The organism is Brachybacterium sp. AOP42-C2-15 (assembly GCF_052377065.1).
GTDB lineage: Bacteria > Actinomycetota > Actinomycetes > Actinomycetales > Dermabacteraceae > Brachybacterium.
On sequence record NZ_JBQSWK010000053.1, the window covers coordinates 1 to 17285 of the forward strand.

At 64.1% G+C, this 17285-nt stretch carries 18 protein-coding genes and 1 pseudogene; 12 read left to right on the forward strand and 7 right to left on the reverse strand.

What is annotated here, in order from left to right; all coding sequences use genetic code 11:
* Positions 1 to 246 (reverse strand): hypothetical protein (locus ACT3SQ_RS17655; protein ID WP_444601506.1); only part of this gene is annotated, 246 nt, incomplete at its 3' end.
* Between the two features lie 255 nt (positions 247 to 501).
* On the opposite strand from ACT3SQ_RS17655, the gene ACT3SQ_RS17660 reads away from it, so the two are divergent.
* Genes ACT3SQ_RS17660 through ACT3SQ_RS17675 form a run of 4 tightly spaced genes read left to right on the forward strand, consistent with a single transcriptional unit; the run spans position 502 to position 3537 of the window.
* Positions 502 to 939 (forward strand): hypothetical protein, encoded by a 438-nt coding sequence (locus ACT3SQ_RS17660; protein WP_444601507.1) that lies wholly within the window; start codon positions 502 to 504, stop codon positions 937 to 939.
* A gap of 3 nt (positions 940 to 942) precedes the next feature.
* Positions 943 to 1413: a hypothetical protein gene (locus tag ACT3SQ_RS17665; protein ID WP_444601508.1), complete on the forward strand. Its 471-nt coding sequence runs from the start codon at positions 943 to 945 to the stop codon at positions 1411 to 1413.
* Positions 1410 to 2396 (forward strand): hypothetical protein, encoded by a 987-nt coding sequence (locus ACT3SQ_RS17670; protein WP_444601509.1) that lies wholly within the window; start codon positions 1410 to 1412, stop codon positions 2394 to 2396. Before ACT3SQ_RS17665 ends, ACT3SQ_RS17670 begins: the two co-directional genes overlap by 4 nt.
* On the forward strand, positions 2389 to 3537 hold the full coding sequence (locus ACT3SQ_RS17675; RefSeq protein WP_444601523.1) for an alpha/beta hydrolase family protein: 1149 nt from the start codon (positions 2389 to 2391) through the stop codon (positions 3535 to 3537). Before ACT3SQ_RS17670 ends, ACT3SQ_RS17675 begins: the two co-directional genes overlap by 8 nt.
* A gap of 28 nt (positions 3538 to 3565) precedes the next feature.
* Here the strand turns inward: ACT3SQ_RS17675 and ACT3SQ_RS17680 are convergent, their stop codons facing one another.
* From ACT3SQ_RS17680 to ACT3SQ_RS17690, 3 genes are read right to left on the reverse strand one after another with little or no spacing between them, the layout of a single operon-like run.
* Entirely contained in the window at positions 3566 to 3763 is a 198-nt protein-coding gene (locus tag ACT3SQ_RS17680) for a hypothetical protein (protein ID WP_444601510.1), read from the reverse strand.
* 28 nt (positions 3764 to 3791) lie between these two features.
* Positions 3792 to 4079, reverse strand: a complete 288-nt coding sequence (locus ACT3SQ_RS17685; protein ID WP_444601511.1) for a DUF7455 domain-containing protein — start codon at positions 4077 to 4079, stop codon at positions 3792 to 3794.
* Between the two features lie 38 nt (positions 4080 to 4117).
* Entirely contained in the window at positions 4118 to 5509 is a 1392-nt protein-coding gene (locus tag ACT3SQ_RS17690; RefSeq protein ID WP_444601512.1) for a DapH/DapD/GlmU-related protein, read from the reverse strand.
* A gap of 591 nt (positions 5510 to 6100) precedes the next feature.
* Here ACT3SQ_RS17690 and ACT3SQ_RS17695 point away from each other — a divergent pair.
* Positions 6101 to 6466 (forward strand): hypothetical protein, encoded by a 366-nt coding sequence (locus tag ACT3SQ_RS17695; protein ID WP_444601513.1) that lies wholly within the window; start codon positions 6101 to 6103, stop codon positions 6464 to 6466.
* A gap of 221 nt (positions 6467 to 6687) precedes the next feature.
* Here ACT3SQ_RS17695 and ACT3SQ_RS17700 read toward each other — a convergent pair whose 3' ends face one another.
* Together ACT3SQ_RS17700 and ACT3SQ_RS17705 are read right to left on the reverse strand one after the other, a co-directional pair.
* Positions 6688 to 6921: a GmrSD restriction endonuclease domain-containing protein gene (locus tag ACT3SQ_RS17700; protein ID WP_444601514.1), complete on the reverse strand. Its 234-nt coding sequence runs from the start codon at positions 6919 to 6921 to the stop codon at positions 6688 to 6690.
* 82 nt (positions 6922 to 7003) lie between these two features.
* Entirely contained in the window at positions 7004 to 8290 is a 1287-nt protein-coding gene (locus tag ACT3SQ_RS17705) for an ISL3 family transposase (RefSeq protein WP_444601515.1), read from the reverse strand.
* A 129-nt stretch (positions 8291 to 8419) separates the two neighbouring features.
* On the opposite strand from ACT3SQ_RS17705, the gene ACT3SQ_RS17710 reads away from it, so the two are divergent.
* Positions 8420 to 9508: a hypothetical protein gene (locus ACT3SQ_RS17710; RefSeq protein ID WP_444601516.1), complete on the forward strand. Its 1089-nt coding sequence runs from the start codon at positions 8420 to 8422 to the stop codon at positions 9506 to 9508.
* A gap of 70 nt (positions 9509 to 9578) precedes the next feature.
* Positions 9579 to 9836 (forward strand): annotated as a pseudogene (locus ACT3SQ_RS17715) (integrase core domain-containing protein); the annotation flags it as partial.
* 96 nt (positions 9837 to 9932) lie between these two features.
* On the opposite strand, the gene ACT3SQ_RS17720 reads toward ACT3SQ_RS17715, so the two are convergent.
* The gene (locus ACT3SQ_RS17720; protein WP_444601517.1) at positions 9933 to 10967 is read right to left on the reverse strand and encodes a LacI family DNA-binding transcriptional regulator; all 1035 of its coding nucleotides are present in this window, start codon (positions 10965 to 10967) and stop codon (positions 9933 to 9935) included.
* Between the two features lie 361 nt (positions 10968 to 11328).
* Here ACT3SQ_RS17720 and ACT3SQ_RS17725 point away from each other — a divergent pair, with 361 nt between their 5' ends.
* From ACT3SQ_RS17725 to ACT3SQ_RS17745, 5 genes are all read left to right on the forward strand, one after another.
* Positions 11329 to 12642, forward strand: a complete 1314-nt coding sequence (locus ACT3SQ_RS17725) for an ABC transporter substrate-binding protein (protein WP_444601518.1) — start codon at positions 11329 to 11331, stop codon at positions 12640 to 12642.
* A 113-nt stretch (positions 12643 to 12755) separates the two neighbouring features.
* Positions 12756 to 13550 (forward strand): carbohydrate ABC transporter permease, encoded by a 795-nt coding sequence (locus ACT3SQ_RS17730; RefSeq protein ID WP_444601519.1) that lies wholly within the window; start codon positions 12756 to 12758, stop codon positions 13548 to 13550.
* 2 nt (positions 13551 to 13552) lie between these two features.
* Entirely contained in the window at positions 13553 to 14458 is a 906-nt protein-coding gene (locus tag ACT3SQ_RS17735; protein WP_444601520.1) for a carbohydrate ABC transporter permease, read from the forward strand.
* Entirely contained in the window at positions 14455 to 15888 is a 1434-nt protein-coding gene (locus tag ACT3SQ_RS17740) for a sulfatase family protein (protein ID WP_444601521.1), read from the forward strand. The genes ACT3SQ_RS17735 and ACT3SQ_RS17740 overlap by 4 nt, the downstream gene beginning before the upstream one ends.
* Before the next feature lie 460 nt (positions 15889 to 16348).
* Positions 16349 to 17104: a hypothetical protein gene (locus ACT3SQ_RS17745; protein ID WP_444601522.1), complete on the forward strand. Its 756-nt coding sequence runs from the start codon at positions 16349 to 16351 to the stop codon at positions 17102 to 17104.
* Positions 17105 to 17285: the final 181 nt, after the last annotated feature.

Sequence of the window (17285 nt, forward strand, 5' to 3'; positions counted from 1 at the left end):
CAGTGCGAGGTCGTCGTCATCCCACTGCAGGCGGGCGACGCGCTTGACTCGCGCGAGCACGCGCCGGACTTCGGGCAGGTGACCTTCGAGGAACGCATCCAACCGCCAGCGCAGCTCAGCCTCGTCGCGCGCGTGGAGGACGGTGCAGAGCTCTGCCTTCCACGGCGCATCGAGGGTGTCTCGTACGCATTCGCACCCCGCGTGGTGCTGGGAGGATGGAGCGGTAACGGCGGAACGGTCCCTCACCTCGTCACCACCGATGCCTGTGCGGTGGCCTGCGTCGATCGCCCGTGCAACTCGCAGGCTGGGGTCTCATGCGCAGTGGCTTCCGGAGAAGCCTCGTGGGTGCGGCGGAACGGGCAAGTGTGCTGTTCATCCGTGGATTCCTCGTCGGCGACAGGACGGGCCAGGCATGGCCAACTCCCTGCGTTGGGCATGTCCAACCTGCGTGAGACATGTCTAGCAGGTAGGGTTAGACATGTCTAAGGGGAGGGAAGGATTGTGGATAACCGCGAAGACGGCGCCGGCGACCAGGACGCACTGGACACGCCGCAACGCCTCCGACTCCTCGTCGACCTCTACGCCGTCGAGCACGGAGCCGAACCCACATACTCCGAGATCTCTGCGCACCTGGAAGCACACGGAATCAGCCTGAGCCGATCCCGCTGGAGCTACATGCTCAACGGGCACCGCGAAGTGACCGACCGCCACCTCCTCGCGTCCCTCGCCGACTTCTTCGGCGTGCAACCGGAGTTCCTGCTCAGCGACGGACCACTCCCAGAACGCGTCCAATCGCAGCTCGAGCTCATCCGAGCAATGCGCATCTCCAGGGTCCGCTCCTTCGCCGCACGCACCCTGGGGGACGTGTCCCCACGAACTCTCGACGCCATCACCCGGTTCCTGGATGAGGAAGCTGCAGGGCAGTACGAAGGAAGGTAACCCATGGCGAACAAAGGTCGCCGAATGACAGAAGCCAACCCGTCACTCGGAATCACGCTCCCCGACTCATTCACCTTCGACGACATCGTCTCCGCCATCGAACATCGCCGCGAGACCACGATCAAGATCATCGAATTTCCCGAGATGAAACCCGAAGACGGACTCTTCGGAATCTGGCTCAACACCAAATTCGGGGACTACGTGTTGCACGCCCCCGCCCCCTCTGAACTCCATCGCCAGCAGATCATCCTCCACGAACTGGCGCACATGATCCTCGGCCACGACCTGGCAGTGGGCAAGAGCAGTGCCACGAAACTGTTCCCCGACCTCCCGGAGAACGCCGTCATCCGCACCCTCGCACGCGGCCACGACGACAACCAGCTCGAACGCGACGCCGAATCCCTGGCAGACCGCCTCGCCCACTCACTGCGCCGGAACGCCCAGCAGTCATCCTTCACCAAGGTGTTCGGATGACCCAGGTCCTCATCGCCACGGCACTCTGGCTCGCCGTCATCGGGCTCATCATCCTCAGAGGCCACGGAGCCGCGGACCGATCAACCATCAACGCGACCGCATCTGTCGGAGTGGGCCTATCTCTGAACATCTCGCCGCTGTACCTGACGGTCGACACCTGGCTCGGCGGACACAACCTCACAGACCTGATCGCCAACGTCGCCATCATCTTCGGAATATCGGCCCTCGCCCGCGGCGTAGCCCGCGCATCGAACGAGCAGATGTGGCTCAGCAAACTCGTGCTGGGCCCTCGCCGCACCTGGCTCACCGTCGCCATCACCGTCGCCGCCATCTCGACACTCGCGTTCTCGCAGATCGACATGGAAGGTACGTCCGCCCGTTTCATGATCGACTACGGCGACCAACCGGCCGCAGCCCTCTACTCGGGCGTGCAGCACGTGTACTTCGGCGCCGTCACGGCCGCTCTCGCCATCATCTGCGCACGTGAAGCCAGTCGGGTCCGTGGCGCGAAACGGCTCGCCACCATCATCCTCATGCTCGGCGGAGCGATACAAACCCTCTCGTGCCTCGACGTCCTCGTGATGGACGCTTCCCACGTCGCCGGCAACGACCGGGTCCTCGCGGTTGCGCAGGGCGTCTACGACTACGTCAACCCGATCAGCTTCCTGCTCATCACGGCCGGGTTCGTACTGCTCCCCCTCGGCCGGCTCATCGACAACCGTCGGCACAACAAGCGATCCATCCACTTGCTCGGGACGATCACGCCGGCTTGGGAACGAGCACAGGATCTCGAACCGCTCGGCGCACGGGTCGAAAAGTCCGACGATCACGGTTCCGCTCTGTACCGACTCGTCGTAGAAGTGCGTGACGTCCAAGCCACCAAGGGGCACGACTTCACCTTGACGACCGATGAGGCCGCCGCTCTCGATGAGGCAGAGCGCCACCTCATGGGTGAGCATTCTTCGGTGCGTGCCGATGCGTAAGCGGGCCGTGCCGCTGATGGTTGGCGGCGGCGCGATCCTCGCCCTTGGTCTCGCGGGGGCAGTCGGCTACGCCATCGGACGTACTCTCACGGCGCCGTACAGCGGCCGGAGGTACACCACCCGAATTCTCGCCATCTCAAGCCACGGGGACCAGTCGACGATCACCCTGGACGACACCACCCAGACCCGCCGCCCGGGCAGGTACGGCGCGTTCCTCCCAGATGGCCGCCACATCCGCTTCAGCACCGACGTCGTCGTTTCCGGCCCTGGGGTTGCCCGAGGAGTCACCGCTGATGCTGCTGACGCAAGTGCTGGCGTCGAACGCATCTCGTGGACAGGTATCGAGTTCCCGACACCGTCCGAGGCTGGCCTGCACGCCGTCGACGTCACCATCGGCTCTGAGCACGGTCCGGTTCCCGCGTGGGTGATCGGCAGTGGCGCGGGTGCCACGTGGGCTGTGCACATCCACGGTCTCGGCAGCTCTCGGGCAGGCACCCTTCGCGGCGTCCACGTCGCTTCCGAACTGGGTTTCACCTCGCTCGTGACGACGTATCGAAACTCGGCCGAAGGCCCACAGGTCGGGTCGAGGAGAACAACACTCGGCCTCGAGGAGTTCCATGACGTCGAGCGAGCCCTGGACTACGCGGTCAAGCACGGTGCCGAGCAGATCGTCCTGTTCGGCTGGTCGATGGGTGCTAACATCGCGCTTCGCCTCGCCCACGACTCCCGATGGAGCGATCGGGTCTTCGCCGTCGTCGCCGAATCCCCCGTCTTGGACTGGCGGGCGACCGTCTCCGCCAACCTCACCAGCGCCGGCCTCCCCTCCTGGACTGCGCACCTCGCCTACCCCTGGCTGACCTTCCCCCGGCTCGCACGTCGGCTGCGCCTGGCCTGCGAGATCAACCTGGAACTGCTGGACTGGAGCGCTCGAGACCGTATCCGGATTCCCACGCTTATCCTGCAGGGGCTCAAAGACCACTCCACTCCCTGGCGTCTCGCCGATCAGGTCGCGGCGGTGAACCCGTATGTCATGCTCGAGCTGTTCGAGGCCGACCACACGATGACCTGGAACTCAGACCCGGAGCGCTGGCGCACCACGGTCAAAGCCTGGCTGAGGCCCCGCCTGGACAAGACGAGCTGACAGGCTCCGAGCTTGCCGGAACTGGCGCTCAGAGGGCTTCGCCGATGACTGAGCTCAGTGCTCCCGCCACGGCGTCGTCGCTGCGAGCGAGGTAGACGTCGATCATCTCTTCGATCTGTTCGTGGGAGAGCTCGGCACGCACGCGCTCCATAGGCCAGCCGGCGGCATCGAGCAGCTCGATGTCCTCGTGCAGTCGTTCGAACGGCGCAAGAGTCGGCGTCATCATGGCGGGTTCTCCTTCGTCCTGGGGTCGGTCAGCGGGGTGACATGGGCAGGTAGTACGAGCCGTTCGGGATGTCTGCGCGGATTCGAAGCGCGGTGCGTTCGAGCACGCGCCAGGACTGGCGGGCGTGGTGCCCGCACAGGTAGATCTGGCCGGTCGCGTAGATCGCCTTCACCTTGGCCAACGCGGAGGGGCAGTGGTCGCATGAGGTCCCCTCGGAGGTGACTGTCGGTGTCTGTCCGAACAGGGTGTCCGCGCGCCGGGGAGGGACCGACAGTGGAGTCGCCTTGAGCGTGCGGTGCGTCGTCGTGGTGGTCATGCCCGCCCAGTGGGCGCTCCCCTGCCGTCACGGGACGATCAGCGAGGAGTCTCCGTCACGACCGCCCCGCGGGGGACGTAGCCATCGTCTTCGACGTGGGCGTACGGCTCGATGACCGCGTTGTCCTCGATGACCGACCGCTCCCCCAGCTCCGCGCCGTAGCCCGTCTGGGCGCCGAGCCCGACCGTCGCACCTTCACCGACCATCGAACCGTTGATGACGGAGAAGTCGCCGATTCGCGCCCGATCGCAGACGTCCGTGCCCGTTCCGGTGACCACAGCCTGGCCGCTTTCTGCCGCCGAGCCGACCAGGGTGCGCTCACCGAGCCTCACGCCCGAGCGGATGATGGCGCGGTCCAGGACCTCGCAATCCCGGTCGATTTGGGTGACGACCTCTTCGGGGTAGGCGCCGCTGGGCCCGTGGATCTGGACGGACTCTCCGATCTCCGTCCCGTCCCGGAGCGTGATCGCCCCGTCGAGCGTCGAGCCGGCGCCGATCGCGATGGTGCCGTGCAGCTCACTGGCTCCGCGCCCACCCTTGATCGTGACTCCCTCCCCAGTGGACAGCTCTCCGGTGACTACGGCCGCAGTGAGGATGGTCTTGTCGCCGAGCTGCGTGACGTCCGCGAACCGTGAGGTGGCCCCGACATCCACCTTCACTCCGTCGCCGATCTGGACGCGGTCGCCCCAGGTGCTGCCGCCGAGCAGCCTCGAACGGGAACCGACCTCGAGTTCGTCGCCGAACGTTCCCTCGAGTCGGCTGCGGCTGCCGATCCGCGCACCGCTACACACGATCGAACCAGCATGGATCTCCGTGCTCTTCCCGACCGTGACCGAGTCACCGACCCGGCTCGAATGTCGGATGGACGAGCGATCCTCGAGCACGCTGTCCTCCCCGACCACAGCACCCTCATCGATCGTCACCTGAGCACCGATGCGCGTGGACTGCTCGACCTGAACTTCCCGACCGAGCCGCGCACCCTCACCCACCGAGACCTCCTCGTCGAGCACAACCCCGTCGCCGATCACGGAGCTGGCCTGCAAGATCACGCCCTCACGAATCGTGGCTCTCTCCCCCACGCTGGCGCCCTCTCCGATCGAGGCATCATCCTCGATGCTCGTGCTGGCCCCGATCTGAGCCCCATCTCGGATCACGACCCCCTCCCCGATACTCACGCCGTCACCGATCGTGACGTCTTCCCCGACGCGGGCGCCGTCGCCGATGCGCACGCCCTCTCCGAACCGGGCACTGGCCGCGATCTGGGCATCTTCCCCGATGATCGGGCGGGCCTTGGCGTGTGGTGCCGGGATCGGGATGTCCGCCTCGCCGCGGGACACGGCAGCGAACTCGCCCTGGTTGCCCTGCTCGCCAGTATCTCGCTTCCGCACCTTCGAGCTGAAGCTGCTTACCGTCCGAGCTTTCGTCGCCATGTTGGTTCCCCTCGTTACTCCCCTTCACCTGTGAAATGGGCGGGTCTCAGTTTCGAAGCGCCTCATGTAAGCCCGGGGCGACAGCACCGACTAGATAGAGTCGGGAGCTACCGTGGGTCCGGCACACGCCTGGGTGGATTTCGCCATCCTGGGCCCCATCCCTGCCTCAGGCCTGTTCAGTGGCCACCTGTCCGAAGCTGCGCAAGATGAAACTAGTCGGTCGGTGCAGGGAGGCGTCATAGCGCCTAAGCACCACGGCTTGCAGCGCCCCCGTGTCTTCCCAGATGTTCATATAACGCGGTGTGACATAGCTTGGCGTCTCTATCCGCTAGGCTTCTCCCGAGCCGGGATCGGCGTACTCGAGTGGCAAGAGCGATCGCGAACATCGGGCCAGAGCGACCGATCCTGAACACCTTCTCAAATTAAGGTAAACGACCATTGAATACAATTAACTTGATCGCCAGTTAGGCGCAATCAAGATGGAACTTACGATTCACAGACTCTCAGCCCGAAGCGGCCCCGCTGCAGGTCTCAGACCTTACTAACTCGCGTCCAGATATCGTAGATCACCTCAATGCCATAACTCCCGACGTGGATCACTCGACATGGTCCATCAGTTTGGTCGTTGATCCGCAGGGGATCGACCCAGACGTCCGGTCGGCTACTCCCCCGCAGCTCCCCTGGTGGAAGCTTTTCCTCTCTCTCGGAATCATTGCTTTCCTTCTCATTCTGGTCTCTCTGACTGCAATGATTTCGATTATCAACGCGGCCATCTTTGTAATAATCGCTGCGTTTGCCACGGCCTCCAAAGCGATACTGAATGCCATCGCGGAGCAGGATGACATGGGCGATAGTCGACCTCGAATAAAGAAGGCAACTCGAATCCTGGAAATCGCCGGAGCAATTGCTGCAGCCCCTGCCGCTCTAGCGGTTGCGATCACCCTCCTCACCTCATGACGAATTGAAAGGTCGATTCCAATCAAGTTCGAAGTGCATAGTTGCCGTAGGGAACCTCGCGGCAGCAGGACTCGAGCATCGTCAGCAGTTGGACGTCGTGTCGCGTGACGGTGTGCTCGTACTCGGCCAGGACGTGCACGTGCTGGGCCGCGTATAGGCATCGGGTGCACTGGTACGGGCGGTCCAGAGGGGTGCCACTCAGAGATCGAGACATCGCTCTTCTAGCCGTTCGTCGCTGCCGCGACGGTTACGAGGGTGCCCGGGTCGTTCGCGAACCGCTCTCGCTCCTGCGCGCTCCACTGCTCGGCTCCGGAGTACCAAGCACCTGCGAGAGGGACGATGTGGTTGACCTGAACGGTCTCCGTTGAGGTTCCCCGCGATCGTAGTCCCGGTGTAGGGGTCGTGCAGGGTGCCGCCGGCAACATCGCATTCCGATCAGGGCTCGAAGCTGACATTTGCGTGATCACGTTGCAGGATCCGGTCCCGGGTATCGGGCTCTTCGCGGTTCGTGGTGAATGACCCTGCTGGGACGGGTATTCACGCTACGGTTCTCGCGGCGCTGGTCAGCAGGATACGGGTCCGGTAGTTCTCCGGGTTGCGGAATCCGCGGCCGGTGCGTTTGATGTTCTTGATGCCGGTGTTGCCCGCTTCGACCTTCGCGGTGGTTGCGCCGGTGACGATGAGGACCTCGATCGCGTCCCACCAGGCCACGACGGTGTCGTAGAGCTTCGTCGTCTCGGGCATGTTCGCGATCTGGGCGAAGTAGCCCATCCGCATCCGTTCGTCCCAGGCCTGGGCGAGAGTGTCGGTGGACAGGAGGCGGCGGAGCTGCTCTTTGATGCCCCAGGCAGCGGAGAGCTCGTCGGTGGGGTCATCGGTGCGGAACACGTCCTCGAGCCGCTCCCAGGCCCTCGGGGTCAGGGTGTCGCCGCCGCGTAGTAGCAGCATTCGGTGCGCCCAGGCCGGATCCTCCTTGCGACCTCGACGGCCGCGATGGGTGCGGGCCAGGCGCTGCCGGACGGTGGTGACCATGTCGTTTCCGAGCTTGACGAGGTGGAACTTGTCGACCGAGACCGCGGCCCGGGGCAGGTAGGTCCGCAGCGCCTTGCGGAACGCGGCCGAGGGATCGATCGCGACGATCTCGATCCGCTCCCGCCAGGCCTCGGAGCGCTGGGCCAGCCAGTCCCCGACGGCCCTGGAGTCGCGGCCGTCGACGATGCCGAGGACCTGCCCGGTGGCCAGGTCGACCAGTGTCGTCATCCACGGCTCGAACCGTCTCCAAGCGCCCTCGTCGGTGCGGAACCAGCGCACTGACCGGTAGCGGTGCTCATCGACCCCCAGACGCCTTACCCGCACGTCGTCGACGTCAGGCAGGACCACAGCGGCGGCGCTGAGGGCGGACTGGACCAGCCACCACGAGACGCCGTGGGCCCGGGCCACCTCGGAGGCTGCACGGCCCGAGGTGATCACGGCCGAGACGACCTGGTCCCGCAGTCGGGTCGTCGAGCGTGCGTAACGGGGGATCTGCTCGGTGGCCTCGGCGAACGTGCCCCGGGCACAGGCCGGCTCCAGGCAGAACCAGCGCCGCTTGGCCCACACCACCACCGCCGCGCCGGCGACGGGAACGTCCCTGACCTGCTGTGACCGGCGGGAGTGGACCTTCGTCGCGAGCACCCCGCAGGACGGACAGCCCGGCGGGACGGTCGAGGCGATCACCACCCGCCGGCCACCATCGGGCAGGTCGATGGCGTCGATGACGCGGTAGTTGGGCAGGTTGAAGATCGTGCTCGCAGCATCCCGCTGCGAACCAGTATTCTCGTGCACAGGCTCGTGGTCCTCTGGAATGTGGATGTCTTGACAACACCCATCACAGCAGGGCCACGAGCCGTTCTGCGCCTACGACGCGACGCTCCCCATCACCACGAACCGGGAAGAGCCCCGTTCAGTGCCGGCATGCTCGCGCACGGCTACGTCTCGGCGGGCATGAATCGCCTCGCCCCCGCCGGCCAGCGGATGAGCATGTGGACCGTCGGCGACCAGATCGACGCCTACGCCCAGTACCGCAAGTCCCTCACCTTCGCCGAACACATCGCCATCACCGGCGGCCAGGACTGGAACAGCGAACACCGCTTCGACCGCCACAACGTCCTCACCACCGAGCTCGCTCTGCGCGTTGCGGAGTTCTACGACGTCGCCACTGTGCTCGGCGAGAAGCAGGTCTCACTACCGTCCCTGCTCGCGGCATCAGGGCTGCAGGCGCAGCAGGCGGATTTGGGTCGCAGGGCCGACGCCGGGATCGTGCGCCGCGACGGCCTGGTCATTGCCCTGGAGACCACGGCCTCGGTCGGTGAAGCGTTCCGCCGCAAGATCGCCAAGTGGGCGCAGATCCTCCAACGCCACCCCACCTACGAGCTCCCCCTCATCGTGCTCGTCGTGGACGTATCCACCCCGTCGCAGGCCACCAGCGCTGCTCCGAAGAACACCGCCAACTCGGAGATCCAGGCCGCGATCCGGGAAGCAGTGCGCGACTACCCCGGCACGGCTCTGAATCGAACGGCTTCGCGGCTCGGGATGGTGTCCTGGACGGACTGGTTCCCCGGGCCACACGAAGTCTCGAGCCCCTTCGAGGAGCTGACCGTCTCCTTCCTCGCACGCGGCACCGACGACACCGAAGAGGGCTGGCGACCCGTGCGCCTGCTCGACGAGAAGGAGCTTCCATATCGCGAGGGCTCCGCGGAAGCTGGCGAGACGATCACGACGAACGCACGACTTCTGTCAGGCACCCCCTACTGGCTCCGCCCCGGCGCCGTTCCACGCACAGACCAGTACCTGCTGGGCCGGGCCGGCCGCGGCAACATCGACACACTCGTAGATCCATCGGTGCCCGACCGGATGACCGGCCCGGGATTCACACGGCAGGTCGCCGGACGGAAGTGGCGAAAGCTTGTTGAACTCAGCTTCCACGCACGAACTCAAGGTGGCTCCCATCCTTCAACCTCACTGAACGAGGCCGGACGGCAGCAAGCTGTCAAAGTAATGTGAAGGCGGCAATCAGCCAACTGCGTGGGGGGCTCGGTGAGCGGGAGAAGCCCAAACTGGCTCATCCCATCCAGCGGGCCTGCTACCTTCGTTCGGAACCGTCGGTGATGGTCTCGACAATGCGATGATGGAGTCGTTCTGGTCGACGATGCAGATCGAGCTGCTGAACCGGAAGAAGTGGAAGACCCGGATCGAGCTGGCGAACGCGATCTTCGAGTACATCGAAGTGTTTTACAACCGTCGCCGCCGACACTCCTCGCTCGAGTACTCGACTCCCCACGACTACGATCTCGCCCGCACCCCGCGTGCACTCACCACCACCGGAAGATAGCGACCGAGAGTGGAAGCCGAACCGTAGCGCAGGTCAAGATGTCAGCTATCAGTGCGGCAGTCCCGGCCGCGTTAATCTCTGCCACTGCGGGGCACGTCAGCGGCGCAGGCGTGCAGTAGTACCGAGAAGAGCGCTGCAGTCGACCGTTCTCACCACCGGAGCCGATGCGCTCAGCTCGAGGCGAGCGTCTCCCATCAGATGGCCCACCAGAAGCTCGACAGCGACCTCGGTGAGCTCGCGCAAGGGCCAGCGAACACTAGTGATCCCCTGCTCAGTGGGGCTATCGCTTTCGTGCCCGCCGAACCCCATGACCGAGTAGTCATCGGGAGCGGCGAAACCGGCCTCACGCATGGCATCAAGGAATCCGGCGGCTAGCAGATCGTCTCCACAGAAGACGGTACGAACCCGTGGATAGTTCTCGCGAACGACGGCGAAACCCTCCGCTCCTGCGTGAGCCAGCCATGTGGGCGTGGAGATCACGTGCGTTTCCCTGTCGAAGGCCCGCAACGCGACATCGATGCGCTCGGGCCGCGCTCCAGGCCCCACCAGAATGGCTGCTTCTTCACCCGGTTCCATCCAAAGTTGGCGGATGACCTCCTCAACCCCTGGCGCCTGTCTGATGGTGACATGCGCTAGACCAGGAGGACGCATCGGTGGGGACTCCAGCGACATCCACACCACCGGGATGTCCAGCGCGTGGAGCCGTGCGCCCGCGGCAAGGTTCCGCGGAGACAGCTCCCCGATGACACCGGCAAGGTCGACGTCGGCGAGGATCCTGTCGATGTAGTTGACGTCCGTTCCCGTGTCCCCGGGATTCACGAACGGCAAGACGACATGGCTGCGTTGCCGCGCCTGCGCGATCGCCGTGGTGACGATATCCACGAGAACCGGGGCGCGCAGCCGCAGCGGAAGGCCGCCCAGCATCAATCCGAGGGTCTGCGATGTCCCAGCTCGCAGCATCCGGGCCCCCGCATGCGGGATGTACCCCAGTTCATATGCGGCAGCACGGACACGGTCGGCGGTCGACGGCAGGATCCCCAGCGCGGAAGCACGGCCGTTGAGGATGTTGGACACCGTCGAGGGCGCCACGCCGGCGAGTTCGGCAACGTCTTTCCTGTTCACTCTCCCCATGGCCCTCAGTCTTCCACAGGGTCTCCCACGGGGCCGACATCGGTCGCCGACACAGTGCTGACAAACAGTCCACTACTCCATGGATGATCTCCACCCACGGCTCCATGTCGCACTGGGAGATCACATCGGGAGCGTACTAACACACTTCTAACTCGGGTTAGATCGAACGACCCCTCGAGACCTACTTGCAAAGGGTGGTCCCGAACGGTCTAATGAGGGGCGTCTCAGCGCGACGGCGGCAGCTCGATGCCGACCTGCCTCCGTAGCCGGACCGATTGGAACGAATGCTTCCCGTGCCGCGACCGACATCGCACCCTCGATGTTCGCGTTGCCCACGCCCCATATTTGGAAGGAAATTTAGATGCATACCACCACCAGACGTCAGTTCATGGCCGCGTCAGGGACCGCCGCGCTGCTCGGCGCAGCCGGCTGCTCCAGCGGAGACACCCGTGGGGATGATTCCGGCGCAGGTGCCGGGTCCGCGACCGGAGAGGTTGAGTTTTGGGCATGGCAGGCGGGACTTGACACCATCGTCGCCGAGTTCAATGCGAGTCAGTCGGACATCACTGTTAACTACAATGTGATCCCCTCGGGGGCTGACGCGTACAAGAAGATCGAATCCGCCGTGAAGTCGGGGACCGGCCCCGATCTGGCGCAGGTGGAGGCCCAGCAGATCCCGACTTTTGCCGTGAGCGGGGGCGTCCTCATGGACGTGGCCGCCGAAGCCGAGCAGTACAAGCAGAACTATTCGGCCCCGACCTGGAGCTCGGCTGGTTTCCAGGGACAGCAATACGGCATACCCAACGATCAGGGTCCGCTCGTTACCTATGTCAACGACGATATCCTCACGGGTGCCGGCGCCGAGTTCGGGGGTACTTGGGAGGAGTACCGGGACCTCGCGAGCAAGGTCCGTACCGACACTGACGCATACCTGGGAACGCTCATCACCGGCGGTGCCTTCATGGCGGCCGTGTCTTGGCAGAACAACGCCACTTGGTTTTCCATCGAAGATGAGTCGTGGGTCGTCTCGCTCAACGGAGAAGCGACCCGTGAGGCGCTCAACTTCTGGATCGGTATGGCGAACGACGACCTCGTTACGGTCGACCCGGGCTTCAACGCCGGGTTCTGGCAAGCGCTGGACGCGAGCAAGGTGGCAAGCTTCACGACCGGCATCTGGGGCTACCGCGGCATGAAAGGAAACCTCGAACGTACCTCCGGGGCGTGGCGCGCGATGCCCGTTCCCCAGTGGGAGGGAGTCGAGCCGACGAACAGCCTCTGGGGAGGATCGAACTGGGCGGTGATGGAGGGCTCGAAAAACGTCGCCGCGGCATTGAAGTTCGCGGACTGGCTCGCTGCGGATCCGACGGCCATGAACCTCCAATACGAGAACTCGGGCTATTACCCTGCCTCCGGCAACGCCGATCAAGTCGACGGCTACTCGCAACCCGACGAGTTCTTCGGCGGACAGAAGGTGGCCCCCGTGTTCGCCGAGGCCGCCGAGCTCGTCAGCAAAGACTGGCAGTGGGGCCCGTCGATGACCACGGTGTTCACCCTGTTCGAGGACAGTATCGGGGACGCCATCAAGGCAGGGGACTGCACGGACATGCTGAACTCCGTGCAAGAGGAAGTTGTCGGGCGCCTGCGAAACAGTGGGTTCGAGGTGCGAGAGGGATGAACGGGAACGCTCGTACGAGACCTGCCCACTGGACACGCTCGTCCGAAGTGGTCTCGGCATGGATCCTTATCGCGCCCTTGGCGGTGCTATACACAATCTTCTTCGCTGCGCCCATGGTTCTCGCCACCATCGAAAGTTTCACGGCGACCACGCAGAGCGGCCTCGGCCTCGGGGCCGCGACTCGACAATTCGCTGGCTTCGACAACTACGTCTCCGCACTCTCTGATAAAGGAGTCCGAGACGGATTTGTCCGAGTGTTCCTAATCGGGATCATCCAGGTGCCGGTCATGCTCATCTTGGCGACCTTCTTCGCATTACTCTTCGATGCCGGCATTGTGTGGGGGAAAAAATTTTTCCAGGCGGCGATCTTCCTCCCCCACGCGATCCCCGGCGTGATCGCGGCCCTCCTCTGGGGTGCGCTCTACCTCCCTCAGGTGAGCCCCATCGTGCGAGCGCTCCGCAGCCTCGGAATCCCCGCCGACTTCCTGCACGAGGACGTCGTGCTGTTCTCGATCATGAACATGACCACCTGGGAATGGACCGGCTACAACATGATCATCATCTTCGCCGCCCTCCAGGCGATCCCAAAGGAAATCTTGGAATCTGCCCGCATGGACGGTGCGGCCGGCACGACGGTCGCGCTGCGCATCAAGCTGCCGCTCGTCATTCCGGCTTTGGTCGTAACTCTGCTGTTCTCTGTGATCGGCTCGCTGCAGCAGTTCGCCGGACCAGCAGTGCTCCGCGGGATGACGAACAGTGTGGACTCGAGATTCACGCCGAACCTTGCCGTGTATAACCTCGCGATGAATGAGGGGCAACCAGGAATAGCGTCAGCACTGGCGCTCATCGTCGCGCTGCTCGCTTTCGCGATGGCAGGCTTGGTTTTGCAGATCCGGGAGAGGACTTGATCATGACCGCACAGACAACTCGTAGAACACACCTTGCTCCTCATAGCATCGTCGCAGCGACGCGAAAGAAGGCGCTCCTACCCACCGTCATCGGAACGGCGATCATCATCGCCTTTTGCATCTACTTCCTGTTTCCGGTCTTCTGGCAGCTAATCGCTTCCACCAAGACCACCTCACAGCTCGCCTCGACGAGCGGGGTCGTGCCCACTATCCCGCCGCACACCTTCGACAACCTCCGGGCGTTGTTCACCGCCGAGGACGGGATATTCGGACGCTGGTTCGTCAACTCACTGATTTATTCCGGCATCGGTGGCGCCCTGTGCACGCTGATCTCCGCCGCAACCGGGTACGCTCTGGCGTTGCTGCGCTTCCGAGGCAAGACGTTCATAACGGCAGCCGTTCTCGTCGGGACCCTTCTGCCGGCCACCGTGCTCGCCTTCCCCATCTACCTGGTCGTCGTGCGACTCGGAATCGTGGACACGTACTGGGCTTACTTGTTGCCCAGCCTCGTCAGCCCCATGGCCATCTTCCTGGGCCGGATGTTTGCTCAGCAGTCGATACCGAAGGAGCTACTGGAAGCGGCGAGGATCGACGGAGCCGGAGAGATGCGTATCGCCTTTACTATTGGGCTGCGGCTGATGACGCCCGGGCTCGTGACCATCTTCCTCATCCAAGTGATCGCGATCTGGAACAACTTCCTGCTCCCGCTGATGGTGCTGTCGTCGAGCGAGAAGTATCCCGCGACCGTCGGCCTGTACATCTGGAACTCGCGCGTGACCCAGTCTCCGGAGTACACGATCCTGGTTCTGCTGGGAGCGCTGGTCAGCTCCCTCCCGCTGATAGTCCTGTTCCTCTGGTTGCAGCGCTATCTGAAGTCCGGCATGACTAGTGGGGCGGTAAAGGCATGAGTGCACCGAACATTCTCCTGATCGTCTCGGACGATCACGGCTACGGTGACCGTTCAGCTCTCGGCAGCTGCGACGCGCAAACGCCCCATCTCGACGCGCTGGCCCGGTCCGGGATGGAATTCACCAACGCGTATGTGACCGCTCCGATCTGCTCGCCGTCCCGGTCTGGGCTCATCGCCGGCGCGTATCAGCAGCGCTGGGGCGCACACTGGTTCGACACATCCCGGTTCCCTCCCACGGAACGGAAGGTCCTCCCAGAGATGCTCGGGGAGGCCGGGTACGACTGCGGCTACTTCGGCAAGGTGCACTACGGCCACGAGCAAGTGGGGGATCGTGCATGCCCCGAGCGCCACGGTTTCGCGAGCTCGTTTTACGGGCTCGCTGGGCCCAGCATGGGCCGCCTCCATTACCTCACTCACTCCTCGGACGCATTGCAGGAGCGCGGGGAGGACGTACAGAGGGTGCATGGGGTCAGTCCTATGTATGAAAACGGCACGCCGGTGGACACGTATCAGCATTTGACCGTCGAACTCGCCGACCGCACCATCGACTTCCTCGAGGCGGACAGGCGTCAGGGGGAGAACCAACCGTTCTTCTGCTACACGGCTTTCAACGCTGTCCACAATTTCACGTGGCAGCTCCCGCAGGACGAGCTGGAGGCACGAGGCCTGCCCTCGTACTCCGACTTCGATCCGGACGTCGAGGAGTACGTGGACTGGTACGACGGTGCCATCTCCCCTAACCTGGAGAATGGGCGCGCCTACTACCTCGCGCAGCTCGAGATCATGGACCGCGAGATCGGCCGGATCCTCGACAGCCTCGAGCGCAGCGGCCAAAGGGAGAACACCCTTGTCGTCTACATGACGGACAACGGTGGTTCGACCTGCAACTACGGTGACAACGCACCGCTCGAAGGTGCGAAATACAGCCTGTACGAAGGCGGCATCCGGGTGCCTCTCCTGGTGTCGTGGCCATCGGCCATCAGCCCGGGGCAGACGTCCGACGTGCTCGCGTCGAGCCTGGACCTGGTCCCGACGTTCCTTCAAGCGGCAGGTGCAGAGGGACCGCGGGATGCACACCTCGACGGCAGGTCGCTCCAGCAGGTATGGAACGGCGATGGGGCAGGGCATGAGTACCTACACTTCGACACCGGGTTCCAGTGGGCCGTGCGCAACCGGGAGTGGAAGCTCCGCTGGGCTGATCCGGAGAATGACGAGTACCGTCGCCGGATTCTGCTCGTCGAGCACACAGATATCGGCGCGGGGCTGTCCCTGGTGCCTATCGGCAGCAACGTCGACGAGAGCGCCGCCGCCGACTGTTCCGCAGAGCAGCCCGAGGTCGTACAAGAGCTCTTCAAGGAACGTTCGCGCTGGCTCGACAGCATCGCAGGAGAGCAGCACGACCTCATGGACCGGGAGGAGAGATCTTGATGTCCAGCGGAGCTGAAGCTGGAATCTGATGCACATGAGTCAGAAGCCTGTAAGTGTTGGTGGTGGCAGGCCCGGGGCTGGCTGGCACCAACACTTACAGCCGATTCACAGCTTCCGATGCAGCGCTTCGCTGAGTCGGCTGAGGCCGCTGGAGCGATCGAATTCCTGACATCTCCTGGTAACCGGTACATCACGGGAGTTTCTTTCGGATGTTGCGGGAGGAGCTCACCTGGGTCTGGGTTCGTAGAAAAAGCCGGGCCTGTGCCGGGAACTGCCAGTAGTCGAAGCGCCCAGTGCTCCACGTGGCGGCTCCCGGCTTTGTGTCGTTTTCGGGCGGCTGTCCCGCACGTTTGCCACGGAGTCCGGAAGGTAGATGTTCAGCCGTCTGAGCTGATCCTGAACCGGGGTTCGAGACGGCGGCGGGAGTCTTCAGTTACCCCAAGGTTGCGGACCCGCCCACTTGCTCGAGCGACGATGCCACCATCGGGATGAAGGGCGGGGCGCCATGACGATTAGGCGGAAGAAGGACACCGGCGAGCAGGGTAATCGAGGCGAGTTCGGGTCAGTCACGCGCGGCGAGGCCGACATCCAAGTCGAGCCAGCCGGCGGGAGCATCGATCGCTCCGCCAAGATCGACGATTCCGCGACGGTGAGCTCGTCGGCGACGATCCGGAACATGGTGCGGATTCAGGAGGATGTCTCAATCGGTGATCGCGTGAAGATGGGCCACCACTCCTTCGCCGGTGCCGGCGCACGACTTGATGCCGACACCCAGGTGGGTTCGAGTGCGCGGATCGGCGGCGGCTCCCGCATCGGCTCAGGCGTCCGAATCGGACCGAACGCCACGATCTCGACCCGGGCGCGGATCGGAGAGCGGACGAAAATCTCCGCTGGAGCAAACGTCGGCTCTGACACCAACATCGGCCCCGACGTCCATATCGGCCGCCACGCCCACATCACCGGGCGCTCCACCATCGGGCAAGGGACAGTGATGAAGACCTTCTCCTCTGTCGGCCAGGCCACCACCCTCGGCCGCGACGTCGTTCTCGGCGAGGGCGCACTCGTCGGCTATCGCAGCACCATCGGCGATAAGGTCCGGGTCGACCCCAGAATCATGGTACTTCCTGACTCCCGCATCGCCGACGGTGAACACGTCACGATCGAGCACCCACGCGCGGCGCCGAAGCCGACGCCCGAGGGCCGGCCGCAAGAGTGAACCAGTGTCTCCGGGTCCTACTGTTCTCCCGCCAGGCGCTCAGGTTCCCGATTCGAAATAGTCCTCGTCGATCTTGACGATTCGTATCGTGCGCTTGAGTTGCACACCCACGCCATATCGGATCATCAGTCCGCTCAATTGCTCCCCGCCGATCAGGACGATGCGCGCCGAAACTTTTTCT